Origin of the sequence: Limosilactobacillus albertensis (assembly GCF_014145555.1) — a bacterium.
GTDB classification, from domain to species: domain Bacteria; phylum Bacillota; class Bacilli; order Lactobacillales; family Lactobacillaceae; genus Limosilactobacillus; species Limosilactobacillus albertensis.
The window spans coordinates 1-26036 of sequence record NZ_JACIVD010000054.1; the positions used below are offsets into that span (position 1 = coordinate 1).

Genomic DNA, 26036 nt, shown 5'->3' on the forward strand with positions numbered 1-26036 from the left:
CCCGAAATGTCAATTTAAATTAGAAAAATGTTGAAAGCTGTTCATCTGTGACGTGACTTAGGAATACTTCAAGTGGTGTGCGGTAGTGAAGTGACTTCCGTGGAATAGTATTTCGTTTGTGCATCAGCTGGGTGATTAGTTCATCTGGTAAATTACGGAAGTCTAATCGTTTACTGAGACCGTCACGACGTAAGATACCATTATTGTTTTCATTCAGGCCGCGTTGATTGGGCGCTCCAACCTCCGCAAAATAAGTATGAAGATCATGTTTATTGGCAATCTCACGCCAGCCCGCGAATTCCTTACCATTATCAAAGGTAATCGACTTAACGAAATGACGAGGTATTTTAGAAAGCCATTTATCCAAGTGATAGTTAACTGCTTCATCAGTTTTACGATGAACGTTAAGCACAATCATCACCTTAGATTGACGTTCCACCAAGGTCATGACCGCACCACGATGAGCTTTTCCTTGAACAGTATCAGCTTCAAAGTGACCAAACTCGTGTTGGTAGTGAGGAAAATCATGGTATCGCTGGTAAATACTCCGACCGAGATGCCCCGCCTTACCACGTCGTTCGACATAGCCATTGGGGTGTCGCTTGCCTTTCATCGGTAATTGCTGGACGGCAAAATTGTACTGTCCACGAGCAAACATCCGATAAAGTGTCCGCATACTACAGCTAATTGTCCGTTCTGCTCGACCAATGATCGTATCAGGTGTCCAGCCCGCTTTAACCTGCTCATTGATGTAGCTGATCTCATCCTTGGCTAGCTGAGCCTGCTTACGACCACAACGCTGCTTATTCCGTTGGTAAGCCTTAAGATACTGTGCAATGGTCTTACCGCTATCAAGAAATCGATAGACTCGGTAAATAGTTTCTTGGCTTCGTTTAAGCAGTTTAGCAGCTTGATAAGCCTTCGTACCTTGGTGCCAAAAATTAGCTATGAGGGTTAGTTCACGTGTGGTAAGATGTTTATAAGTCATTTGTGATGTTCCTTTACTTTTGTTTGTGGTTATTCAAAAGTCTATCACAAATGGCTTTTTTATTTTTCTAACTTAATTTTACAAACGGCGAGATAAAAGAAATTATAGTAAATCTAAATCTCAACGCGGTAAAATAAATGACTTTATACAAGCAATTGAAGATGCTAAGCAAACTAGCAAAATTGCTCAACACTATATTAAAGAAGAAGGCAATCTTCCACCGTGGATTGCAGCAGAGATTATTAGCTTTGGCTCAATGGTAAATTGGTATTCTGCTTTATCAATTAATGAAAAGAAAGAAGTTGTAAATTTCTTTCTCCAGAAAATGTCTACACAAGGATTAGTTAAAACTGATGATAAATTGCAATTCTGTAAAATTTGTTTGGAACAAGTTTATAGGTTTAGAAATCTTTCTGCTCATGGTAATAGAACTTTCAAATTGCAGCTTAGTGAAACTGATACACAAAAGATCCGCTTTTTAGATGAGTTCTCAATTTCATTTCTTTATAAAGCAGGTAATGAAATTGAACTGCCACGTAATGGACTTTTTTCAATTATAGTTAGTATCATTGTACTCTTAGATGATCAATATCTTATATCTAATATGATTGATGAGTTAGAGTCAATTGCTAATACTTATGGAAATAAGAATTTATTCAACGGTAAAAGTATTTATAATTTATTTGACGTTGATGAAAATTTCATTTCAAGGTTAAAAGAATTTATGAACCTGAAATTTTCTCCTAAAAATAATAATTAATTCTTTGTCCAAACCCTGACGACATAAAAAGCTGGTAAATGAAAAAAGCCCATCCCCTACTGGCATAGGAGATGGACCGAGGTTGAATAAGATTAACAGGTCTCAATTCAACCTCTTCATTATAACAATTAAATAATGGAGGGACAACTATGTCTAACGTCAACTTTTACAAAAAGTATGGAAAGTGGCAAGCACGAATTAGATGGACCGATTCAGTCGGGAAGCGTCATTCTAAATCAAAAAATGGTTTTCCTACTAAAGCAACTGCTAATACTTGGGCGATTGACGAACAAGCTAATTTGAGCAATGGTTTAAAGATTGATTCATCTATTACGTTTTCCGCTTACTACCATGACTGGTATGAAAAATATAAAGAGCCTCAACTATCTTTTGCAGCTAAATATTGGTATATCAATGTTGATGATAGAATCAAAAAAGAATTCAAAAATGTAAGAATGAGAAATATCACTCGTTCTTACTACCAAAGATTCATTAACAAATATGCAAAGGATCACTCTCCGGAAAGTGTTAGAAAAACTAACGGAATTATTCGTAGTTGTGTTAAATCTGCTATCCTTGACGGATATATTATCAAGGATTTTACTGAGCGAATATCTCTTGGAGGTAACAAAGATAAAAAATTAAAAGTTGAGTATCTTAATATCAAAGAAATAAAAGCTCTTCTGAAAGAAGCTAAAAATATTAATAGATCTCACCTATATACATCTCGCTATATGATTATTACCGCTATCTACACTGGTATGCGACTAAGTGAAATCCAGGCACTTACTTGGAATGATATAGATTGGATGCATCAAACTATTACAATCAATAAATCATGGGACGCACGCCATCATAAATTTAAGCCAACAAAGAATGCTTCCTCAAATAGAACAATTAAGGTCAACCAAGATTTACTACAAATACTAAGTGAACTTCGTAGTAGAACTAATAGTAACCTAGTATTTACCTGCTGGTTTGGAACCGTCCCGACAACTGATGCCGTTAATAACTGCTTGCATAAAATATTGTCTGACCTTGATATTCACCGTAAAAATTTCCATTTCCATAGTCTAAGACACAGCCATGTAGCATTGCTCTTAGCAGATGGAATTGATATTTACGCTATTTCAAAGCGTCTAGGTCACAATAATATTGCTACCACCAGTAATATCTATGCTTATTTAATTGACGAATATAAAGATAAACTTAATAACCAAGTATTGGATGCATTAGATGATTTAACTAAGGAAAACAAAGCGTGACCAATTCGTGACCAAACTTTCATATTACTAACTATTTTCTTAATTTTTAAGAAATCACAAAATGCTTTGTTCCCTGCAACTACTGGATTTGTTAACTCACTACAATTCCTAACAATTCTCGCTATTGCCTTCACAGGGCAAAAAACCTTGTACGTTACCCCGCATAAATTAGGGAAATAAGGGAAAATTTTATACCATGCGATATAAAAGAACCTCCAGTCTTCCGTAAATAAAGACTGAAGGTTTTTTATTATTATTCATCTAGGAACTGCATTTGAGCACCAATTACCCGATTACGAGCAGGAATTCCTCCTTTTACTCGAAGGGCCTTAAAAGGAAAAGTTGCCCGATAAGTAACAATGCCTGGCACTGCTTTGGTTTCTAACAAAGTATCTAAATTATTTGTATATAATTGGGCGAAAATCCCAGGTAAATTCAAACGTAACGCTTTAGAAAGGAAAGCTACTTCAGGCAATGACAATGGTTGCACTTTTAACAATTCAAATTTATCATTCGTCTGTTCAAAGATTACCTGATATAACCCTGGATTCTCCATTTGTAATACTGCCGCATTAGCCTGATCATTGAGTTCCTGGTAAGTTGGTGAAACAAGATCAGCAGGATAACGAAGCGCTGTTGATTGATAGTTTAATGCAATTGGCGAGAAAAGCTCTGTCGTTGCTCCAAGTGGATATGCGTAGTTACCATCATAAACATAGTTAAATCCGTAACGCTGCTTATCACTCCCCGCTGCATTGGATGGTAATTCATCTGGAATAATAACCATTTTTACATCTAAATCATATTTTTGAAGAGAATTTAATAATTTATCATAACTAGCGGGGATGAATAAATATTGGGGTTGTTCTATCCGTAAAATTTGTAAAATATTCTCAATAGTGGCCGGTTCAATATAGCGTTTTTTTGCCAATTCCGGACTAAGGGTTACTGAACTAGGATTAGAATTAATAACAACATTATTAAAGCCTTCATTTTGCAATTCTTGTAATAACCTAGCTACAAAGTAATCACTAGAATTGCTTAGACCTAATCGTAATCCGCCTGTTCCAACAACAAGTGCACTTGGCTGGGGAGTTCGTTCAATTTCATTTTCTTCCTCGTAAGCAGAATAGAAACTATTAGTATGTTGATCAAATTCTCCCGCAGATGGTTCGATTTCTTTATATTTTGTCATTAATTGATGATCTAGGCTCATTTGATAAACCTGCTCAGGAGTAGTTTCCCATAACCTGGCAATAAGCTGGTTACTAAGTCCATAGCTTTTAGCCTTTTGCAAGAACGGTTCTTTATTAGGATGGCTAGCAATTTCCTGAATTAATGAGCGCATCTTATCAATTTGATCAAAATAAAAGGGATCAATCTTCGTCATTTCAGATAGCTCACTAATTGAGTATCCGCGTTGCATGGCTTCGATTAATACAAAGAGCCGGCCAGCTTCTGGATGAACAATTTTTGCAACTAATTGATCATCTGTCAATTGCTTTTGAGCTGCCAAATGAAAATCGGCTGGTTCGTTATAACGTGATTCAATCGCCTTAAAAAGTGCTTCAATTGTACTTCGCCCAACACCAAACACTGTCCCAACTGAGCGCTTTTCCGTTCCCAGCAATCGGCTTGCTTTGGGTAATTCACTAAAACCCCATACCGGAACACGGGCAGCAATATGATCCATTGTTGGCTCAACCAATGCTGCATGATGAATATAATTCTCGCCTAAATCAATATCACGGAGGCGTTTACCCGCATATAATTGTGCTGTTACCTGTGCAATTGGATAACCCGTTGATTGTGAAGCAAAAGCCGTGATGCGATCAAAATATGGACTGCTTTTAATGACATAAAAGCGGTCACTATTGGTATCAAGTGCAAACTGAATGTGATTTGTCCCTACAATCCGCAGCTTGCGGGTAATAGCAAATGCAGTATCACGGATGTCTTGGATTTGACGGTCCAGAAGTGTTTGAACTGGATTAAAAGCAATTGAATCACCAGCATGGATACCAATCGGGTCCATATCCTCAATCATCGATAGCATCATCATTGTCCCTGAGCTATCTCGCTGAACGACAACTTCAATTTCCTTATATCCGGCTAAACTTTGCTGAACGACAACCTGCTCAGCCCTTGATTGACTTAAACATTGTTTTACCGCATCTGCTAATTCACTACGGTCATGAACAATTTTCCGGGTGCTGCTGCTTTTCGGCAATACCGACCGAATAATGACCGGATAGCCTAATTTAGTAGCTTCATCAAGCGCTTCTTGATAGTTGTTAACAGTAATAATCTTTTTGACCGGTGCTTCCATTTGACGAAGGGTCCTTTCAAGAAGAACTGCACTGTTAACCTGGCGAACGGTGGCTTCAGGAACACCCAGTAGTTGAATGTTTTCTTTTCTAATAATTCCCTTTTCCAACAGTTCCTGTGTAAGCTCAAATGCTTGCCGATTCCCTAAAGTAGGTAAAATTGCATCAGGATGAAACTTATTAATGATATCTACAAGGCTCTCAACTTTTAACGGCACAATACATCCATGATCCACTTTTTCTAAACTTACTGAAAATGGATTATCATCAACGAGAATTGTTTTGATCTTCATTTGTTTAAAGACTTGTGAGACCTGATAGATAGCCGAATCAAGTTCATCCCCGTGCTGAACATCGTTTGCTCCGGCCCCGATAATTAATACAGACTTTAAATTTTGCACTAGTGACGAGCCTCCCTTCTATTCATCGTATCGACAAATTCGTCAAATAAACCATCTGTCTCATCCGGTCCTGGCGCACCATCAGGGAAAAATTGAACAGAAAATGCAGGATAGCGACGATGACGAAGCCCTTGAACACTATCATCAATCATATCAACATACGTAATGAATAGCTGAGAACGATCAACAGAATTTCGAGCGATAGTATAACCCTCTGCTTGAGTAGCATATACAACATGATCAGTAATAATTTCATGAATAGGATGGTTCATTCCATGATGTTCTACGGGAATTTGTTGGACATTTGCACCGTTAGCAATTCCAAATAGTTCGTGCCCTAATCCAATCGCAAACAAAGGTACTTTGGTTTGGACTGTCTGAATCATTTCTAAAACAGACTTGCGGACATTTTGGGGATTACCTGGCCCACTGGATAGGACCACCCCATCTGGATCTAAACGTAAAATTTCTTCGGCAGTAGCGGTATAGGGTAATACGGTAATATTACATTTACGACGACTTAATTCACGAAGAATCCCATGCTTCAATCCGAAATCAATTACAACAACACTCAACCCTGTTCCCGGATTAGGATATGGCTTAGGGGTCGATACTTGAGCAACTTGTTGATTAGTCAGTACAGTTGCATGAAGCTGGTCAAAGGCATGATCATCAGGAACAGGTACAATGCTCCCTTTCAAAGGTCTCCCAGCCTTTCGCAATTTATGAACGACCGCGCGGGTATCAATATTAGTAATCCCCGGAATATTCATTTGCTGAAGATACTTATCCAAAGTTAATTGACGATCGTTGTCATTAGCCGCATCTGATATGGAGCGAATAATAATTCCCTTAATCGTGGGAACAATAGATTCATAAATGTTTCGCTGAATTCCATAACTACCGATATTAGGTTGGGTGAAAACGACAATTTGATTATTATAAACTTGATTAGTAATAATCTCTTGATAGCCAGTCATGCTAGTATTAAACACAACTTCACCAAAAGTAACCGCAGGAGATCCAAAGCCTTCTCCTGCAAAAATTGAACCATCTTCAAATATTAGGTATCGTGCTGCCACTGTACCACTCTCCTAAACAACTTTGTTACCATTTGAACAATATTATTATGAACGTTATTTCTGACAAAAACAAGAAATTTATTGGTCTGTCTTACGCAAATGTTCAAGCATTGCTGTAAAGTACGATGGTAATGGTGCAGTAAAAACCATTTCTTTTCCCGTTCGTGGATGCTTAAATCCAAGTAAACGAGCATGGAGATACTGACCATTACCTGGCAAAGTTTTCCGTGGTCCATACAAAGGATCGCCAGCTAATGGGTGACCAATATACTTCATGTGTACCCTAATCTGATGCGTTCGGCCTGTCTCTAATCGACAAGCTACAAGTGTATAATTCTTAAACCGTTCTAATACTTTAAAATGGGTAATAGCATGTCGCCCATCTAAAACGACAGCCTGCTTTTTACGGTCTTTTAAGGATCGACCTAACGGAGCATCAATTGTTCCCTTTTCTTCTTTAATTACGCCATGAACTAACGCAACGTATTCACGCTTATTTGTTTTAGCTTTTAATTGTGCTGTTAATGACCGATGTGCCATATCGTTTTTAGCAACCATTAACAGGCCCGAAGTATCCTTATCAATTCGATGGACAATTCCTGGGCGAAATTCACCATTAATTGTTGATAACGGTGAGTGAAATAATAAGGCATTAACTAAGGTGTGATCTGGATGTCCAGGTGCAGGATGGACAACCATTCCTTGAGGTTTATTAACAACAATTACATCATTATCTTCATATACAATGTCAAGCGGAATATTTTCTGGAGCAAGGTCAATCTTCTGCGGTTCTTCTGGGATTATTTCTACCTGATCACCAACTAATAATTTATATTTAGGTTTTACTTGCTTACCATTAACTAATACATGACCATCTTCTATCCAGTGTTGAAGCTGTGAACGCGAAAATTGGTCAAAATGGTGCCCCAACTGCTTATCAATACGACCAGTCATTTTGTCATCAATCACTAATTCTAGTTGTTCTGACATTTCAGTCCTTCTCTCTCAAAATGCAAATTAACAGCCAAATAACTCCAAGTGTCAGACACATATCCGCAATATTAAAAATAGGAAAATTAATAAAAATTGTTTCAAACATGTCAACTACGTACCCATGTACAAGACGATCGATAAAGTTGCCAATCGTTCCCGCCATGATTAAAGCCAAACCTGTTAGCATCGCACCATTTTTTCGATACTTCCAAATAAAATAGCTAATAACAATAATTGCTACAATCGTGACAATCGTAAAGAAAACCTGCTGTCCTTCAAACAGGCTCCAAGCTGCACCGGTATTTCGTAAATTAGTTAGGTCAACGATCCCTGGAATTAATGTTTTACTTCCTCCTAAGGCAATGGAAGAGGCAACCCAGTATTTTAATAATTGATCACAAATTGTTAAAATTATAATAGTTCCAATAGTTAGACAAAGTAACAATTACTGTTCCCCCTGTTGCTTGAGTGCTAATTTTAACCGCGCGATTGCTTTAGAAGTAAACGTAAAGTTAAGCACCTCACCATTAACTGTCATCGTGACCGTATGCTTTGTAAATTGTGGCTGACGGATATCAGCAATCGGAATAATAAGATATTCTTTTTGTAGTAAGCGATTAAATATCATCTTAGTTGGCGTTATCACAACTGTCCGCCGGCGCCATTCTAAAATTGCTAAAACTGCAAAAATTGCAAAAAGAAGAGCACTTAGCCATTGGAAGTGAGTAATTTCAAGCCAAACCACTAATCCGGCAATAAAAAAGAGAAAAGTCCAACACCAACAAATAATTGTACCTGTAAGATCTGGTTGGTAAAAATAGCGAGTTTCTTCTTCCATAATATTTAAACGACATTCCTTTCAGAAAAGAGGCATTTTTTATGATTAAAATTTATACAGACGCTGCCACCAAGGGTAATCCCGGTCCTACTGGATTAGGAGTTGTAATTATTGCTAATCATGAGCAAATACAGCTCGCAACTCCGGCAAAATTACGAATAATGGATAACCACCATGGAGAATTTGCTGCAGCGCAATTTGGATTTAAATATCTAAGTGATCATTTTAGTAAAAATGAAACAGTTTTATTTTATACTGATAGTCGAATTTTAAGCGATGCAATCGGCAAAAATTATACAAAACATTACCAAAATGAATTAAATAAGCTTAATGACCTATTGCAAAACTTTACAACGGTTGTTACTCAATGGATTCCAGAGCAACAAAATCACGGTGCTCATAACCTTGCCAATCAAGCACTCCGTAAAATAAAATAGCCTTTTTTGATATAGAAAATACAATCTTAATTATATCATTCACATAACTGATGGGCTACTGATGATTAATATTGCTTCAAGAGCAATTTAACTAAGCCAAAAAGTCCTGATAATCGTTGCAGAACCTCCAGCAATTATCAGGGCTAAATTTTTATTTAATTAAATATATTGGTTTGCCTCCAGTGTACCCCCTCACACTTATTTAAGGCGGCTCAAATTACTTGAACTCCTTGCTATTTCAACGTTTTGAACTTAGAGCGGTCTTTTTTGCCCCAATACTGGTAAAGATCAGTTCGTAAAGCTCCATTATAAAGTTTACGGCGTTTAGTTGCCTGCGCACCATAATACTTTTCAAACTCCATATCAGCTGTCAAAATATATTTACTCCAGGTAGTCAAAGGACGATAAAGATCACCCATTTGCCGGTAAAGTTCATGAACCGATTCCTTATCACTTAATCGTTCACCATATGGCGGATTAGCAACGATAACCCCATTAACTTTAGTCGTATGCCAATCTTTTACTGCAAGCTGCTTAAATGTAATATCATGTGTCAACCCTGCAGCACGTGAATTTTCTTGCGCAATATCGATCATATTTTGGTCAATATCGTATCCATGAATATCTAATTCAATATCGTAATCAGCTAATGAATCTGCTTCATCACGGATCTCATCAGACAAACCATCTGGAACAAGGTTCACCCATTGTTCGCTAATAAATGAACGATTAATTCCGGGAGCAATGTTATGACCGTACAGGGCTGCTTCAATCGGGATAGTTCCAGATCCGCATACTGGATCAACAAAGGGATTATCAGGAAACCAGTGAGCAAGCATCACCAAGGCCGCTGCCATATTTTCTTTAAGCGGAGCACCACCTTTATTCTTTCGATAGCCACGTTTAAATAGTCCGTCACCAGTAGTATCAAGCGTCAATAACACATGGTCTTTATTAATGGCGACCTCCAAAGGGTATGTAGCTCCTGTTTCTGCCAAACGAGTCCGTCGGTGATAAACCTTACTTAAGCGCTGAACAATTGCTTTCTTAGTAATTGCTTGCACGCTTGGAACATTATGCAACTGGGAATTATGACTCTTTCCTTCAACCGGGAAATTTGCATCTACAGGTAATAAGTTCTCCCAAGCAATATTTTCTGTCCGATCAAATAATTCCTCGAATGAACGAGCATCGAACTCACCAACAATAATTTTCACACGGTCAGCAGTTCGTAACCATAAATTAGTTCGAATAACATCTTTCATCGTCCCCTGAAATCGGACACGGCTATTTTCAACTTTGACCTCATAGCCAAGATTTCGTAATTCTTTACCTACTAAAGCCTCTATACCTGAAGCTGCGGTAGCAATTAACTGATATGTTTGCACATTAAACTCTCCTTAAGTCAATATTACTAATTATCATTTTACATTATATTAGTCACAAAATAAAAAGAAGACATGTATAAATAAAAGCACCTGGAATTTTATCCAAATGCTTTTTCATTTAAAATCTTATAAATCCGTTCAATATCTCGAGTGGTGCCACGTGATTCAAATGCTGATAATAATGGTAGATCATAATCATGAGCATAAGTTTTTGCGGTTATAACGTACATTTTTCCAAGCGTTAAGTTACCGCTACCAATCAATCCTAAGCAACGTTCTACATTCTCATCGCACTCCAAATAATCCCTCATCGGAGTTGTCAAAATTTCTGTCAGAGTTGGCATAAACCTAGTTCCTCCAACCATGTAAGTAGGTAAAATCACAAAGAAATCATCCTCAGTTTTCATCGGAATAGTATCTTCAGAAAGCTCTAGCAGTTCGATGATTGGATTTTCATTATTTAAGTGGTGCTGCTGAGTAGCATACTCTTGAAGACGGTGAGTAAACGAACGAACATTCCCAGAAAAAGACATATATACAATTTTTATTTTCTTATCCATAATCCCCTAAATTTAATACCCATAGTTATCAATCGATCGATAACTGTTTTCTAAAAAACAACTTTGATTTATTCCTATACTATTATAGTCTGTATCGTTGATAATTGAAATAGTTATTTAAAAACTATTGTTATTTTTGCTTTTCTGTTGTTAAAGTCGCTCAGAAGCTCATTTATCGATAGAAAATTGAATCTGATTCAACTACCAAATAGCATCTAACGAGTTTTAAAACAAAAAAACCCGAGCGAACTCGGGTGCCTGTATGCAAGTATCTGTAGGCCATGTTTTGTCATAATATAATTATCAGGCAAAATTATATCGAGGTAATCATCTATCTCAGAGTATAAAATACTCTCCCCTGGAATCACTTCAATTCGTTATCCAAAGCTCCCCTACCGTAGTTTGGGTTTACCGCTTGAGGGGTTTACCGCGTTCCACCAGCATTGTTTCCAATACTGTATCGTCACTGTGGCACTTTTCAGGAATACTAAGACATAGTTAAAAACCTTAGTCTGTTTTTCCGCCGTCACCAAATAAATGGTGCCCCGCCTTATTTTTTCAGCGAGCACAAACACTACAGACATCGCAGCCTGTGCGAGCATGGACCTTCCTAACACAACATATAGCTGTGCTCAATTACCCAAAACTTGCAATAACTATTAATAAACTATGTGACACGCACTAAAGCAAATGTGAGTCATTATTGTTTTCATTACCATCTAATTGAGAACCGAATACTCGCCGTTCAAGATTAGACAGGCGCTTTAAAATATCCATATTTGTAGCGCTTGATACTGGTTGACGAGAAGCAGTTTGGTTCCCCATTGAAGAACCTACTTCTACTTGACGGTTAAGTTCGTCAACCTTAGCTCTTAAACGTTCATTATCATCGTTTAAACGTTCAATTTCCTTATTATAGGTGTCATAGTCTTTAATAACATCATCTAAGAAAGCATCAACATCCGCTTCATCATAGCCTTTGCCAATATTTCTCTCCTTAAATTGCTTATGCAAAATATCTTGTGGAGTAAATTTTATGTTATCCAACTTAAACACCTCAATTGTTTAGTTTGCGTAGTCCACTAACTATAATACCAAACCTCAAACAAATTGCAAGACTAAAATCCGCCTTTTTCGCGTTGACGTTCCTCCCATGCTTCGGCTTCCTCTTGTAACTCATCAAAGTCGATTAATTCAAGGGAATAGTCAGTCTGTTCCTCATACTTTTTAATTGCTTGATAGTCGTATTTTGTTTTGCCTTCAAATTCTGGATCATAAAGTAAAATTGCTTCATCAGTATGGGTGAGCATAAATTGCTGGTAATTTCGCAATTGTTGTGGCGATTGATATGGTTTATCTGAAACATCCGCTGAAAAATCAACTTGTTGAATGATCTTTGTAAGTTTTATTTTATTACTATCATTCCATTGACTACCAAATTCAGCAAACGGCTGCATTAATGCTGTTCTGATTTCGGGAAATTCTAATTTTAATTCCAACGCAACCTCAATCCCCCACCTTTCTGCTCCCATCTGCGGACCAGAGATTACCCAAAACTCATCGCTTTCCTGTTCTAATCGCGCTTTTAAGGTTTTTTTTAGTACTTCTTTAATTATTTTTACCTTTGGATCATTATCCTTAAAAACATTTAATTCATAACTGCGATAACCCGTACTCCATACTCGTTTCATAAATTCCTCCATCATAATTACAGTTATTTTAAGGCATTAGTTGAAGCACCCTCAAACTATATCAGTTAACAGCCACCGTCATAACAACACTATTACTAAAAACTTGTAATCATCTTGTATCAATCATCGGGCAAGTAGTCTGGTATAATATAGCTCTAGTTAGGAGAGTGATTATCGTGACCATTCACTATCCCAATGGTCAGCAACCTGTACAACACTATAATACACATAATGAATTACCGACACCACATCAATCTATTTATGCTAAACGTGGAATGTCGCTTGAAGATGAAATCAATCATAGTAATCAATATTATTTATCTCGCCACATTGCTGTGATTCATAAGAAGCCGACGCCGGTTCAACTAGTTAAGGTTGACTATCCAAAACGAAGTGCAGCTGTTATTCGGGAAGCTTACTTTCGTCGGCCATCTACAACAGACTATAATGGCGTATATCGAGGGTACTATATTGACTTTGATGCGAAAGAGACACGTAATAAAAGATCTTTCCCATTAAAAAATTTTCATCCCCATCAAATTCAGCATATGCGTGAGTGTGTAGCACAGGGAGGAATTTGTTTTGCCTTCATAAAGTTCACTGAGCTTGATCTGCTTTATTTGCTTCCCGCTTCAAACCTGTTCAAATACTGGGATCAGCAGCAAAACGGCGGGCGTAAGTCAATTTTACGAGCAGATATAGCTAACGAAGGCTACCAAATTCATTATCAACTTAATCCGCGTTTACCATATTTAAACGCTGTTGATAAAATAATTGCTGCAAAAGCGTAAAGGAGTTTACTATGTCAAATGATAATCAGTCAACGCGTAGTGAGCGTCATAACAATAACAACAATGACAATCAACAACGCAATGTTGGCGGCTTAATAAAGAAAATCCTGCTTTGGGTAGCAGGAATTGTCGTCCTACTAATGGTTGCATGTGCAGCTTTATTTTTCTACTATGCGTCAAGTGCTCCTAAAATTAGTAGAAATGATTTAACAAGTCAAAGTATTACGACTATTTATGATGATCAAAATCGAGTAATTTCCCGTTTAGGAGCACAAAAGCGTGAATATGCTAAGAACAATCAAATTCCAAAGCAACTTAAAAATGCCGTTGTCTCGATTGAAGATCGTCGTTTTTATAAGCACCACGGTGTTGATACTATTCGTATTTTGGGTGCTGCAACATCTAATGTTTTTGGCCGTTCATCCGGAATGCAAGGTGGAAGTACCTTAACCCAGCAATTGGTTAAATTATCCGTCTTTTCTACTGCTGCATCAGATCGAACGTTAAAGCGAAAAGCACAGGAAGCGTGGTTAGCAATCAACGTTGAGCGTCATTTTAGCAAAAATCAAATCCTCGGTTTTTACATTAACAAGGTATATATGGGGAACGGGATTTATGGAATGCAAACTGCTGCTCAATATTATTACGGAAAAGATTTAAACGACCTTGATCTTTCGCAATTAGCACTTCTGGCTGGAATGCCACAGTCACCAACCTACTATAACCCGTTAGTAAGTAATACTAAATACGCTACTCAACGGCGAAATGAAGTTCTGAATGCGATGGTACGGAGCAATTATATTACCCAAGCTCAAGCTAACCAGGCTGCTAGTGAAAGTGTCACTGCTGGGTTAGACCCAGACCATGGTAATATTTCTGGCAGCGGCACCGCTGTCAAAGCAAAAGTTGTTGATCCATACGTAAAACAAGTTTTAGCGGATCTTCAGGCACAAGGATATAACCCTTATAGCGATGGTTTAAAAGTTCACACTAATTTAGACTTAGATGCTCAGCAACACCTATATGATGCCGCAAATGGCGGTGTACAGTTCCAAAGCGATAAAATGCAAACGGGGGTTGCGGTCACTGATCCCCATAACGGACAAATTATCGCAATGCTTGGCGGACGTCATACAGGTAATGTTGTTTATGGCCTTAATCGAGCTGTCCAAAGCAACCGGAGTTCCGGTTCAACAGCCAAGCCATTAATGGATTATGGGCCTGCTATCGAATATCTTCAATGGCCAACATTTAAATCAATCGCTGATACACGGTTTGTATTCCCTGGTACTAATACTGTCTTACATGACTTTGATAAGAAATATAAAGGAACAATGACAATGCGTGAAGCCCTAGTTCAATCACGAAATGTTCCGGCTATCCGTGCACTACAAGCTGTTGGAATTAAACGTGCCACTAGCTTTTTAGATGGTTTAGGAATTTCTCAAAAACAACCATATACCTTGCAAAATGGGATCGCCTTATATATTTCTCCTCTTCAAGTCTCCGCTGCCTACGCGGCTTTTGCTAACGGCGGTACTTACTATAAGCCTTACTACATCAATTCAATTACTACCCAAGACGGCGCTGTAAAGCAATTCAATCCTAAGGGTCAACGGGCAATGAATAAGGCAACTGCCTACATGATTACCGATATGCTTAAGGGAGTATTTACAGATTCTCAAGGTAGTGCGACCGCTGCTAAAATCGATGGTGTAAATCAAGCTGGTAAAACTGGTACGACTAACTATCCAAGCAATTCAGGTCAATCTGGCGTTATGGATTCCTGGATGGCTGGCTACACGAAGAATTATTCAATCGCTGTATGGACTGGATATGATCACCCGCTTGAACCAGGTGGCAGTATCTCTGAACAATATGTGAAATCAGCGCAATTGCTTTACAAAGATCTAATGCAGTATCTTGATAGTCAAAACCATGCTTCTGATTGGACGATGCCTGATACAGTCGAAGCAGTTCGTGTTAAAGGTAAGCGTCAACTGGTCATTCGTGATTCTAAATGGGCTTTTGAATATACTGAAGACACATCAGATAATCATGATAACAGTTCTTCTGCTAGTTCCAGTTCATCATCAAGTTCATCAAGCTCTTCCTCAAGCAGTAGCGAAAGCCGAGCAGAAGAGCGAAATAATGGTTCTAGCCAATCTTCATCGTCGAGTAGCGCCTCAGTAGCTAGTTCTAGTTCATCTGCACCAGCAGAAAACTCAAGCTCAGCTCCTGCGCCAGCAACACAGCCAAGTACTACTCCACAATAATTATCAACTAAAAAAGGACTCAAAGTTTCAACCAGTAATCTGGAGAAGCTTTGAGTCCTTTTTCATTTTCTTTTAATAATGAATCGTATGTTTTCTTCGACCATTCTGTAAGATATAAACGGCAATGATGACTAAGACAATGCCTAGAATTTCTGCCCAGTTTAAGTTTAAGTGAAAGAAAATGACACTTAATATTGAGGTTGTAATTGGCTGAACGGCATCCATAATACTAACCACATCTGATGGGGCATACCTAGTTGCGTGGAGTAAAATTCCAAATGGCAGAATTGTACCAAACAGTACCACAGTGGCAACCGATGCTACTAATGTTGTGGAGATATGTGGTGGATTAACCCAGAATGGACGATATAAATTAAATAGAATTCCTGCAATCATTGTTCCCCAACCTAAAACAACAATCGGCGGATTTTCATCTGCTGCTCGTTGTGGCAACACAACATAAAAGGCAGCAGTAATCCCTGAGCCTAACCCCCACAGCAGCGAAACAAGCGGTAATGCTAATTGTGTAAAGTTCCCGCGTGTAATACATAATGCAACCCCAATTAAAGCAATAACAAATGCAATAATATCACTTCTAAATGGGCGCCGATGCATAAAAATAATTCCGCCAAGCACAATAAATAGTGGCGAAAGATATTGAAGAATCGTAGCTGCTGATGCATTCCCCGTTTGAATAGCATAGTAAAATGTTAGCAAATTAGCCATTAATCCTAAAATAGCGTAACTAATAACTGAAATTGCAGTTGCCCGCGTTTTAAACACGTTAAAAATTCTTTTTCCATATAAAATTACGCTAATTATTAATAAGATGATCCCTGCCGAGAATGTCCGCATAGATAGCATCCACGTAGCAGGAATGGCTAAATTTTGTGAAATCAGCTGAAGGACCGTTCCAGAAATCCCCCACATTGCAGACGCAACCGCTGCCCATATAATTCCCTTCATTACCTGAGAAGAAGATTTTTCCATGTCAACCACCCTTATATTAAATTATTTTATTCACCTAATTTATAAATCGGTATTTTAGGCTTTCCCAATGTCTTCTTTATTGCTTTTTGTCCTGATGCTTTTCGCTGCTCAAACCGCTTTTCATGCTCACCAATATCTCGTTCAGTCCTCAACCCTTGACGATTCCAACTCTGAAGGATTCGATCCATATACTGGAGATTTAAGGCGCTATTCATTACCGCTTGTCGCAGTGCCAGCTTAATCATTACTGCGGAATAATTATCTTTATCAAGCCAGTCATTAACAATTTGTAGTTCCATTGATGAAAGCGGTCGTCCAAATTCTGCTTCAAGCTGATTAAATGTTTCAGCTCGTGTTGCAGTATTTTCAACCTTAATAGATAATTCTTTATCATTCTCATTTAGTAGTGCCAATTTATTTATTAGTAAAGAAAAATCATATATTGCATCTTCTTTGCCATTATCTAGTTTTCGCATTTTTTGTTCTACTAAGTGATTTGTCATCATTTGGTGAAGCTGTTCAAATACTTGTCGTTCTTCTGTTCCTAAATTTTTTGCAATGGTTCGTACATCAGGGTTCATTATCCCCCGATCTTGATAAGATTTAAACTGCAGATAAAGTACAAACTGTGAAGTTGTCATCCCTAATTCTTTATAATGGTGTAACAACAAATTACTGATATTCGTTTCGCCAGCTTGTAAATAATGCTGTAATAAGTCAGTATCTGCCATTTGATCAACTCCTTTACATCACTCTCAGCAAAAGTAAAGAGACTGAGTAATCCCAGCCTCCATAAAGTTATCAGTCCTAATTTATACTAAAGATTATTAATATTTTGAACATATTGTCCAGTCTTAAAATTAATCAAATCGTAGCATAAATTTCCTTTTTGGTTACGATATGTAACTTCCCAGACCGTCTTATCATTAAATATTCCCGGAGCAACTTTTAAGATTTCGCGTGGCTTCCTATTTTCTTTAGTCATTGTTCGTGCCTCTGCAGCGGTGATCCCAGATGATTGTTTTAATACTCTAATCTTACCGCCATGTTGTGGAACGATGACGAGGATAGGCTGATTTTGCTGATTTTTACCACTAATTGCATAATAAGTGCTTTCCCGATTATAAATATAAAACTGATCAGGCGAACGTAAATGCGCATATTTTTCTGCAAGCGATATAGTTTGCCGGCGTGCCGCATTTCGTGGCTGGCTGCTAACAGCAAATACACTCCATACAATTAATAAAATTAGTAGGATTGCAATTAAAAGGTTACGAATCGTCCGCAATGAGGAACCACGACTCTGTTCACGTTGAACTTCTCGTCGACTCTGCATATAATTCCCTCTTATTCTTTACTTTTTTGATCTTGCTTGGCAATCGTTTTGATTATACCAGAAATAACCAAATAAAAGTTGATAAAGTTTATTTAACTTTTTCATTACCGTTATCCATTAAAAAAGTTTGCGTTGTTGTTATAAGCTCACCTGTTTTCTGCGCGCTAACTGGCAAATCGGCTGGTAAACTATTGAGAATTGTCTGACCATATCGTCTAGTTTTCAGCCGTGGATCAAGCACAATTGCAATACCACGATCTTCTTCTGTTCTTAACAAGCGACCAATTCCCTGCCGTAACCGCATCGTTGCTTTTGGTAGTTCTGAATGATAGAAAGGATTCTTCCCTTGCTGCTGCAACAACTTATTATGGGCACGGTTCATAATCTCATCTGGTGAGTCAAATGGTAACCTCGTAATAATTAACAGCTCCAATGCCGAGCTAGGAAGGTCAATCCCCTCCCAGAAACTTGATGCCCCTAGTAAGATGGAATTTTGGCCGCTACTAAATTGCTTTAATATTTTATCGCGGTTACCAGTAATCCCCTGCGCTAAAATATCACGTTGATCAAATAAGTCTGTTTCCCTTAATTGACTATAAACTTGCTCAATCATTACTAAGGAATTAAATAAGATCATTGTTTGATACCGCGCATTTTTAGTCAGCCGATAAATCGTATTACTAAGATATTTAATATAGTCAATATTGTTCTGTGCACTAGGAACCGGTGCATCTTCAGCAATCAGCAGCTTTGCGTTATGCTGGTAATCAAACGGCGATGCAAAGCGCCTAGTTAATGTATTATTACGATCCAGATCTAATTGATTGTATAGATATTGTGACCGTGCCGATGTAAAAAGCGTGGCACCAACAAATAGCGGTTGGGCAAAATAAGGATAAACATTTTTAGTTAAGTAATGCGTTGTTTCTAATAAACCTCCACTAAGCTGTAAAGTACTTTGTTCAGTTGATTGGCGGATGGTTATCCAAAAAGCAGCTGCATCCCCTTGTTGCTGCAGGGTCTCACCAAACTCATTCAATGTTTGATCGGCTTCGGTTAATTTTGCTAACTGGCTTTGAAATTGACTCATTAGGTAACGATCACTTAGTAGCCAACGGTCACTTTGGCTAGTAAAAAGATGGCTTAAAGCGGAGAAATGCAGTTGAACACTGCTTAGTGCCTGTTCTAATTTCATCATGATCGGTCCGCCAATATCTAAGACTTCCATTACCTGATCATTACGAAGCGGCTGCTCAATTAGTTCATTATCCGGGTTGCCAGTTGAATTTGCCATAAATTGACGGTAAAGGGCCTGTTGGAAGAGATCCACGGCTTCTTCAACCGCATTTAAGTCTCCCCGAAGCAGTTCGACATTATAACTACCCAATGCTTGCTCAGCAAAGATATCGGTTAAATTACGATCGCTCCCATTATTAACTAAATTCGACATCACATGAACAGCTGTCCGTAATCGCTGAAAATTAAATGTTCGCCGAGAGCGTTTTAAGATACTTTCGCTTAAGTGTTGCGCCTCATCAATTACTAAATAAGGGCGCCGTGTTCCGTCCCCTAACTCTTGAGCATGGGCCACTAGATAAGCATGATTGGTAATAATAATGTCAGCTTGGTGCAAACGCTTTTCACGCCGAACTAGAAAATCATCATGGTAAAAAGCATTTGCTGAATTAAGGGTCCGAATACCTTGGTGGCGAATCTCAGTAAAGTAAGGTGACTGTTGGGAATTCAAATTAAGTTCATCTAAATCGCCAGTCTGGGTTGATAATAACCAAACTAAAATTTTAGCTTTTAATAATTGAACAAGCTTTGAATCTTCAATTACGCTTAAAGAATGAACAAATCGTGCAAGGTCTAAATAATGGTGATTTCCTTTAATAATGACACTATTCATCTTAAAAGGAAGAACCTTATTTAATTGTGCAATTGAAGTGTCAATAATTTGCTGTTGTAAAACATTAGTTGCGGTACTAATCACGATCTTTTTATTTGGATAAGCAGCATAACTTAGCGGGAATAAGTAACCCAATGTTTTACCAACACCCGTGCCTGCTTCAACGATCATATTTTTAGGTTCATCATGAGTGTAGTTATTGTAAATACTATTCATCATTTTCGCCTGGATTGATCGTAGTTTTAAAGTATCGCGATATATTTTTTCTTTAGCCTTTTTAGTTGAAGGATATTTATATGCTTCTCTTTTACCAGTCGCGGTTATTGGACGTGACTTATGAAGAACAATTCCATGGGAAACATATAGTTCTTCACTTAATGGTCGTGGACTTTGATGCCGTTGCTGTAGCTCAGCATCAAAAACGCCCGCCGTTTGTTGTGGCAAGTTAAGCTTCAATTGTGAAAGCTTCTCAAGTGTAAGCGTAGGAAGAGCTTGGACTTTTTTTAACAGATCATTGAGCAATTCTGCTGTTGCTTCAGCATCTGATACGGCACTATGCGGATGATCGTGTTCAATATGCAGTGAACTTGTCAAATCACGTAGCCGAAAGCTTTTTGCTGTTGGCAGCAGAATTTGACTGAGAGTTACTGTATCGATTGCTGGAATTGATAACGAAGGATAACCCGCTCTTTCTAATTCTGCATTTAAAAATGGAAAATCAAAATTAACATTATGTGCCACAAAAGTTGTTCCCGCTAGCAAACTATATATCGTACCGGCAACATCCTCAAACAAGGGTGCTTTGCGGACATCTTTGTCTTCAATCCCCGTTAATTGGACAATCGAACGCGGTATCTTCTCTCGCGGATTTATCTTTGTTTCAAAGTGATTTATGATTTTGCCATCTTGAACAAGAACACACCCAATTTGAATGATTCGATCACCATGATTAACATTTGTTCCTGTTGTTTCTAAGTCAACAACTGAGTAGATTGGCGCTTTTTTATCACGCTTTTTTGTGCGCTGACTACTACGCTGTGCCACAATATCACCATATTTCTCCGAAGTTATAATATATAAAATTACTAAATATTCTAAAGTAAATAATACACCATTCTACTATAAATTTCTCATTTTTACATAGTCCATAAATTTTCATAGTAAAATATTTAGATTTGGTAACATCCGTAATCATTTTTAGCTAGAATCAATGTTTTATGCTATGATTAAATTTGAATTTTTAAGTAGAAAGTAGGTTACGATGGTGAAACAACAAGGGATTGGTACTAGCCATGCGAAAATCATTTTAATGGGAGAACATAGCGTAGTATACGGTCAACCAGCAATTGCCCTTCCATTGCCAAGTGTCCGCTTAACTGCTACATTAACTAGTCGCCAAGATAACCAGCAAATTATTAAAAGTCGGTATTACCATGGTGATATAGAGAATTTACCATCCTCTATGGCCGGGATTAAAAAATTAGTTAAAGCTTTATCTGCTCGGCTTAATACTCAAGAAAGAGGCTGGGATTTAACCGTTGAAAGCCAATTACCTGCCGAACGCGGTATGGGTTCTTCAGCAGCAAGTGCGATTGCAATCATTCGTGCGTTCTTTGATTACTATGATGAACCGCTCGATCGAACAGTATTGCTTCAGCTTGCCGATGTTGAGGAACAAGTTACCCACCGCAGTCCCTCAGGTTTAGATGCGGCTACCGTTAGTTCTGAAAAGCCGCTTTTTTATATTAAAGGACGAATTGGCGTCCCAATCGAAATGAATTTAGATGCTTCATTAGTTATTGCAGATACGGGAAAGAAAGGCGCTACTAAAGAGGCAATTACTGCCGTTAAAGATGAATTAACAACTAATAAAGAGTATGCTGAAACCCGCATCAGCCACCTTGGCGAATTAGTAAATCAAACTAAGGACTATTTAGCTAAAAATGACGTTGAACATTTAGGGGAAGCACTTAACTTTGCACAGACCGATTTGGCGGCACTTAATGTATCAGATCCTTTATTAGACCATTTGATCCATATTGCACGAGACAATGGTGCATTAGGTGCTAAATTAACTGGCGGCGGTCGTGGCGGCTGTATGATTGCACTTGCACAAACAGCAATGGGTGCTCGGCGACTAGCAAGTATTTTAAAAGAAAACGGAGCACAGCAAGTGTGGCTTCAACCACTTGATAAGCGAGGTAATGACTAATGGCAACAGCAAAAGCACATACAAATATCGCGCTCGTCAAATACTGGGGAAAAGAAAATCAAGAGCTAATTATTCCGCAAACAGATAGTCTCTCCCTCACGCTTAACGAATTTTACACGACAACCACCGTAAACTTTGATGATCAGCTCACTTCCGACCAAGTTTACGTTGACAAACAATTGCTTGATCAGCAAGATGCTAAAAAAGTTGTTCATATTTTAAATCTTGTGCGGGAACTGAGCGGAATCAATTATTTTGCAAAGGTTGATTCTATCAATCATGTTCCTACCGCTGCTGGCCTTGCCTCATCTGCATCAGCGTTTGCCGCCCTTGCAGGAGCAGCTAGTTCTGCCGCGGGATTAAAATTATCGTCCCGTGATCTTTCTCGTTTAGCGCGGCGTGGTTCTGGCTCTGCCACTAGGTCTATCTATGGCGGTTTAGTAGAATGGCAAAAAGGAACCGATGATCAATCATCATTTGCCAAACCAATTTTAGAAGATGTTGATTTTCCTATTGAAATGTTAGCAGTATTAGTCAATACCAAGAAGAAAAAAATTTCAAGTCGTTCTGGAATGCAATCTAGTGTTGCCACTTCACCTTATTATGATGCTTGGCGAAAAGTAGTAGCTCATGATATGACCGCTATTAAAGAAGCAATTAAGGCTAAAGATATTGACTTAATCGGCCATATTGCCGAAGAAAATGCTTTGCGAATGCATGCGCTAACACTGTCTGCCGATCCTGGATTCACCTACTTTAATGCTGAAACACTAACCATTATTAAAGCGGTTCAGGACTTGCGTAACAATGGGATAAACTGCTATTATACGATGGATGCCGGTCCAAATGTAAAAGTTATCTATGACCGTATGAACCGAGAAAAAATCGTTACTAAATTAAGCAATATTATTGGTCATGATCGGTTGGTGGTTTCACAGCCGGGACCCGGAATAAAAATTTGGAATGAATAAAATTTAATGATAAGGGGACTTTAAATTTTGATTACTGAAAAAGCACCAGGTAAATTGTATATTGCCGGTGAATATGCCGTTGTTGAAAATGGTTATCCGGCTATTTTAGTTGCATTAGATCAATTCGTTACTTGTACTATTGAAGAAAGTGCTGAAGAAGTTGGCCAAATTATCAGTCGCCAATATAATAACGATCAGCTTTCATGGCGGAGACGCGGTGATCAAATGGTTGTTGACAAGCGTGATAATCCATTTTCCTATATTCTTTCAGCGATTAAAGTAACAGAAGAGTATGCTCGAACTTTTAGCCGAGATTTACGAATTTTCAATATTCATATCGATAGTCAGCTTGACAGCGCTAATGGAAGAAAATATGGTTTGGGATCCTCTGCAGCCGTTACGGTAGCAACCGTTAAGGCACTTTGCCATTTCTATAACCTGCCAGTTGACAAAGACCAAATTTTTAAATTAGCGGCAATCGCCCACTTTGAAGTTCAAGGCAACGGTTCACTTGGTGATGTAGCTGCTTCCGTATACGGCGGATGGATTTCTTATCATTCATTTGACCGCCAATGGTTAGCGCAACAACGTAAGTATTTGGATTTAAAAACAATTATTGACCTACCCTGGCCCGACCTTGATATTGAATCATTAAAGGCGCCAAAAAATCTAGAACTATTAATCGGGTGGACCGGGAAACCAGCTTCCACTTCCCAACTAGTTGATAAAATTTCACTCTTTAAGGCCCGTCGTCAAAGTGAATACCAGCTTTTCCTCGAAAAGAGTAAATCTTGTATCCAACGAATGGTTGACGGTTTTCATCAGCAAGACCTAGAAGCGATTAAAAACGAAATTCGTTATAATCGGGACCTATTAAAACAGCTTGGCACTAACTCAGGAGTAAATATTGAAACAGAAGCATTAGCAAAACTTTGTCAAATTGCAGAATCTTTTGGTGGTGCAGCTAAAACTTCTGGTGCTGGCGGTGGTGATTGCGGAATTGTCGCAATTGATAGTAATTCAAATTTTGGCAACGTCTTGAAGAGCTGGACTAAGAACCATATTGAGCAGCTTCCTCTTTCAGTTCATTTTATTGATAGTGCTAAAAGCTTTAAGACATCCGTTAAAAATCATCTTTCATATATTAAATAACTCAAAGGAGGACCATGATGGAATCACGTCATGCCCAGCGTAAAAATGAACATCTTTCCTTGGCAGCTAAATATTATGACCAAGTTCACCAGCATCACTATTTTGACCAAGTGCGCTTAATTCATGATAGTTTGCCTGAAATGACAACCGATGATGTTGATCTCCATGTCGAATTGGCTGATAACCTCGAAATTGAAAATCCGTTTTACATTGAAGCAATGACAGGCGGAAGTGATCAAGCACTTAAGATCAATCGGCAGCTTGCTCAATTAGCACATAAACACCACCTCGCAATGGCTACTGGATCATTAAGCATTATTAATAAAGATCCTCAAGCGTTTTCTTCATTTGAAGTAATCAGAGAAGAGAATCCAGATGGTATTATTTTTGCTAATTTGAGTGCCAGTGCAAGCCTCGATCAAGCGCAAGCGGCAATATCACTTCTAAAAGCAAACGCTCTTGAACTTCATATTAACGCTGCCCAAGAGTTAATCATGCCTGAAGGAGACCGAGATTTTAACTGGCTTGATAATATTCAATTTCTAGTGAATGAGCTTGATATTCCGGTGATTGTTAAAGAAGTTGGGTTTGGAATGAGCAAAACTACAATTGCTAAATTGCAAACCCATGATATTCACCTAATTAATGTTAGTGGTCGTGGCGGTACTAACTTCGCTGCAATTGAAAACCGACGCAACCACAACATCAATTTCGCGAGTCTTCTTAATTGGGGCCAAACTACTCCTGAATCCTTACTAGAAGCACACTCTATTCGGCGAGGCAAAACAGAGATTATTGCTTCTGGAGGAATAACTTCCCCTCTTGACGTTATCAAAGCCGGTGTACTGGGTGCCCGTGCAGTCGGTGTTGCCGGTTACTTCCTAAACATCTTACAACGTGAAGGATATGATGCCCTCGATCAAACGTTAGAGGAATGGCAAGTAATCGTAAAGCGTTCACTAGCCCTCCTTGGTTGTACGTCCTTCACTGAGTTATCACGCGTTGAATATGTTTTAGGAACAGATTTGTTATCCTATGCACGTCAAAGACACCTACGCTAGCTTAATTAATTGAATTTATAATCTAGATTGGTACAATTAATTTGATAACTCATATTTGGGATGGTGATTAATATGAATAAAATTAATTGGGGTAAGTCAATCAGTATCGGTGTTACAGCTGGTTTAGTTGCCGGTCTGGTTAAGTTAGGATGGGAGAATATTCTTCCCCCTCGGACGCCAGAACGTAACCAAACAAACCCGCCACAAAAATTACTCGAACAATTTGGCGTACCCGCTAGAATAACCCATGCAACTTATACCTATTCAGGACAACAATTACCATGGGTGAGCTACCTAGTTCACTTTAGTTTTTCTGCTGGTTTTGGTGTTATTTATAGTGTTGGGGGGCAATTGGCACCATGGATTAAAAAGGGCAATGGAGTCCCATTTGGTATTGCGGTTTGGGATTTCTTCCATCTTAAATTAATGCCAATGATGGGAACCGTTCCATCACCAAAGGACCAACCATTAGAAGAACATATTTCTGAGTTTTTGGGCCATGCCATCTGGATGTGGACAATTGATGCGTTAATTAAAGCTAAAAAATAGTAACTTAAAGACTAAAAAGGAGCGTGAAGACGAGCCATTTATGGTTTCGTCTTCACGCT

The 26036-nt window shown here is 38.3% G+C and carries 24 protein-coding genes and 1 other RNA gene; 10 read left to right on the forward strand and 15 right to left on the reverse strand.

Annotated features, from left to right (window positions below; all coding sequences use genetic code 11):
- Positions 1–19: 19 nt before the first annotated feature.
- Positions 20–988, reverse strand: a complete 969-nt coding sequence (locus tag H5S41_RS03060; protein ID WP_085720378.1) for an IS30 family transposase — start codon at positions 986–988, stop codon at positions 20–22.
- Between the two features lie 145 nt (positions 989–1133).
- Between H5S41_RS03060 and H5S41_RS03065 the strand changes: the two genes are divergently transcribed.
- Together H5S41_RS03065 and H5S41_RS03070 are read left to right on the forward strand one after the other, a co-directional pair.
- Positions 1134–1748, forward strand: coding sequence for an Abi family protein (locus H5S41_RS03065; RefSeq protein WP_375139012.1), 615 nt, complete (start codon positions 1134–1136; stop codon positions 1746–1748).
- A 149-nt stretch (positions 1749–1897) separates the two neighbouring features.
- The gene (locus tag H5S41_RS03070; protein ID WP_182602290.1) at positions 1898–3013 is read left to right on the forward strand and encodes a tyrosine-type recombinase/integrase; all 1116 of its coding nucleotides are present in this window, start codon (positions 1898–1900) and stop codon (positions 3011–3013) included.
- 253 nt (positions 3014–3266) lie between these two features.
- Here the strand turns inward: H5S41_RS03070 and H5S41_RS03075 are convergent, their stop codons facing one another.
- The 5 genes from H5S41_RS03075 to H5S41_RS03095 form a co-directional block, all read right to left on the reverse strand.
- A complete protein-coding gene (locus H5S41_RS03075) occupies positions 3267–5741 on the reverse strand; it encodes an ATP-binding protein (RefSeq protein ID WP_182602291.1) in 2475 nt (824 codons plus the stop codon).
- Complete coding sequence (locus H5S41_RS03080; protein ID WP_182598306.1) at positions 5741–6823, reverse strand: carbamoyl phosphate synthase small subunit; 1083 nt, start codon at positions 6821–6823, stop codon at positions 5741–5743. The genes H5S41_RS03075 and H5S41_RS03080 overlap by 1 nt, the downstream gene beginning before the upstream one ends.
- 78 nt (positions 6824–6901) lie before the next feature.
- Positions 6902–7813, reverse strand: a complete 912-nt coding sequence (locus H5S41_RS03085; RefSeq protein WP_182602292.1) for an RluA family pseudouridine synthase — start codon at positions 7811–7813, stop codon at positions 6902–6904.
- 1 nt (position 7814) lies between these two features.
- Positions 7815–8261 carry a signal peptidase II gene (lspA, locus tag H5S41_RS03090; RefSeq protein ID WP_182602293.1) on the reverse strand — a complete coding sequence of 149 codons (447 nt, stop codon included), beginning with the start codon at positions 8259–8261 and terminating at the stop codon, positions 7815–7817.
- Entirely contained in the window at positions 8262–8654 is a 393-nt protein-coding gene (locus H5S41_RS03095; RefSeq protein ID WP_182602294.1) for an EbsA family protein, read from the reverse strand.
- Between the two features lie 41 nt (positions 8655–8695).
- Between H5S41_RS03095 and H5S41_RS03100 the strand changes: the two genes are divergently transcribed.
- Positions 8696–9091 (forward strand): ribonuclease HI family protein, encoded by a 396-nt coding sequence (locus H5S41_RS03100; RefSeq protein ID WP_182602295.1) that lies wholly within the window; start codon positions 8696–8698, stop codon positions 9089–9091.
- A gap of 233 nt (positions 9092–9324) precedes the next feature.
- Here H5S41_RS03100 and H5S41_RS03105 read toward each other — a convergent pair whose 3' ends face one another.
- The 5 genes from H5S41_RS03105 to H5S41_RS03125 form a co-directional block, all read right to left on the reverse strand.
- A complete protein-coding gene (locus H5S41_RS03105; protein WP_182602296.1) occupies positions 9325–10479 on the reverse strand; it encodes a THUMP domain-containing class I SAM-dependent RNA methyltransferase in 1155 nt (384 codons plus the stop codon).
- 98 nt (positions 10480–10577) lie between these two features.
- On the reverse strand, positions 10578–11039 hold the full coding sequence (locus tag H5S41_RS03110) for a class Ib ribonucleoside-diphosphate reductase assembly flavoprotein NrdI (protein WP_182602297.1): 462 nt from the start codon (positions 11037–11039) through the stop codon (positions 10578–10580).
- Positions 11040–11309: 270 nt separating this feature from the next.
- Positions 11310–11687: RNase P RNA component class B (gene rnpB, locus H5S41_RS03115), an RNA gene on the reverse strand.
- A gap of 33 nt (positions 11688–11720) precedes the next feature.
- Positions 11721–12086 carry a cell division regulator GpsB gene (gpsB, locus tag H5S41_RS03120; protein ID WP_182598312.1) on the reverse strand — a complete coding sequence of 122 codons (366 nt, stop codon included), beginning with the start codon at positions 12084–12086 and terminating at the stop codon, positions 11721–11723.
- A 71-nt stretch (positions 12087–12157) separates the two neighbouring features.
- Entirely contained in the window at positions 12158–12730 is a 573-nt protein-coding gene (locus tag H5S41_RS03125; RefSeq protein ID WP_182602298.1) for an SLOG family protein, read from the reverse strand.
- A 176-nt stretch (positions 12731–12906) separates the two neighbouring features.
- Between H5S41_RS03125 and recU the strand changes: the two genes are divergently transcribed.
- Together recU and H5S41_RS03135 are read left to right on the forward strand one after the other, a co-directional pair.
- Positions 12907–13521, forward strand: coding sequence for a Holliday junction resolvase RecU (recU, locus tag H5S41_RS03130; RefSeq protein ID WP_182598314.1), 615 nt, complete (start codon positions 12907–12909; stop codon positions 13519–13521).
- Between the two features lie 11 nt (positions 13522–13532).
- Complete coding sequence (locus H5S41_RS03135; protein ID WP_182602299.1) at positions 13533–15797, forward strand: PBP1A family penicillin-binding protein; 2265 nt, start codon at positions 13533–13535, stop codon at positions 15795–15797.
- A gap of 72 nt (positions 15798–15869) precedes the next feature.
- Here H5S41_RS03135 and H5S41_RS03140 read toward each other — a convergent pair whose 3' ends face one another.
- The 4 genes from H5S41_RS03140 to dinG all read right to left on the reverse strand — a co-directional run bounded on the left by H5S41_RS03140 (position 15870) and on the right by dinG (position 21076).
- Positions 15870–16787 (reverse strand): DMT family transporter, encoded by a 918-nt coding sequence (locus H5S41_RS03140; protein ID WP_182602300.1) that lies wholly within the window; start codon positions 16785–16787, stop codon positions 15870–15872.
- Between the two features lie 26 nt (positions 16788–16813).
- The gene (locus H5S41_RS03145) at positions 16814–17518 is read right to left on the reverse strand and encodes a DnaD domain-containing protein (RefSeq protein ID WP_182598317.1); all 705 of its coding nucleotides are present in this window, start codon (positions 17516–17518) and stop codon (positions 16814–16816) included.
- Between the two features lie 86 nt (positions 17519–17604).
- Positions 17605–18123, reverse strand: coding sequence for a cell wall elongation regulator TseB-like domain-containing protein (locus H5S41_RS03150; RefSeq protein WP_182602301.1), 519 nt, complete (start codon positions 18121–18123; stop codon positions 17605–17607).
- A gap of 88 nt (positions 18124–18211) precedes the next feature.
- Positions 18212–21076: an ATP-dependent DNA helicase DinG, 3'-5' exoribonuclease type gene (dinG, locus tag H5S41_RS03155; RefSeq protein WP_182602302.1), complete on the reverse strand. Its 2865-nt coding sequence runs from the start codon at positions 21074–21076 to the stop codon at positions 18212–18214.
- A 217-nt stretch (positions 21077–21293) separates the two neighbouring features.
- On the opposite strand from dinG, the gene mvk reads away from it, so the two are divergent.
- The 5 genes from mvk to H5S41_RS03180 are packed head-to-tail and all read left to right on the forward strand — an operon-like array spanning position 21294 to position 25977.
- Positions 21294–22244 carry a mevalonate kinase gene (mvk, locus tag H5S41_RS03160; RefSeq protein ID WP_182602303.1) on the forward strand — a complete coding sequence of 317 codons (951 nt, stop codon included), beginning with the start codon at positions 21294–21296 and terminating at the stop codon, positions 22242–22244.
- Entirely contained in the window at positions 22244–23215 is a 972-nt protein-coding gene (mvaD, locus tag H5S41_RS03165; RefSeq protein WP_182602304.1) for a diphosphomevalonate decarboxylase, read from the forward strand. The genes mvk and mvaD overlap by 1 nt, the downstream gene beginning before the upstream one ends.
- A 27-nt stretch (positions 23216–23242) precedes the next feature.
- Positions 23243–24367, forward strand: a complete 1125-nt coding sequence (locus tag H5S41_RS03170) for a phosphomevalonate kinase (RefSeq protein WP_182602305.1) — start codon at positions 23243–23245, stop codon at positions 24365–24367.
- A gap of 14 nt (positions 24368–24381) precedes the next feature.
- Positions 24382–25428, forward strand: coding sequence for a type 2 isopentenyl-diphosphate Delta-isomerase (gene fni / locus H5S41_RS03175; RefSeq protein ID WP_182602306.1), 1047 nt, complete (start codon positions 24382–24384; stop codon positions 25426–25428).
- A gap of 60 nt (positions 25429–25488) precedes the next feature.
- The gene (locus H5S41_RS03180; protein WP_182602307.1) at positions 25489–25977 is read left to right on the forward strand and encodes a DUF1440 domain-containing protein; all 489 of its coding nucleotides are present in this window, start codon (positions 25489–25491) and stop codon (positions 25975–25977) included.
- Positions 25978–26036 lie beyond the last annotated feature (59 nt).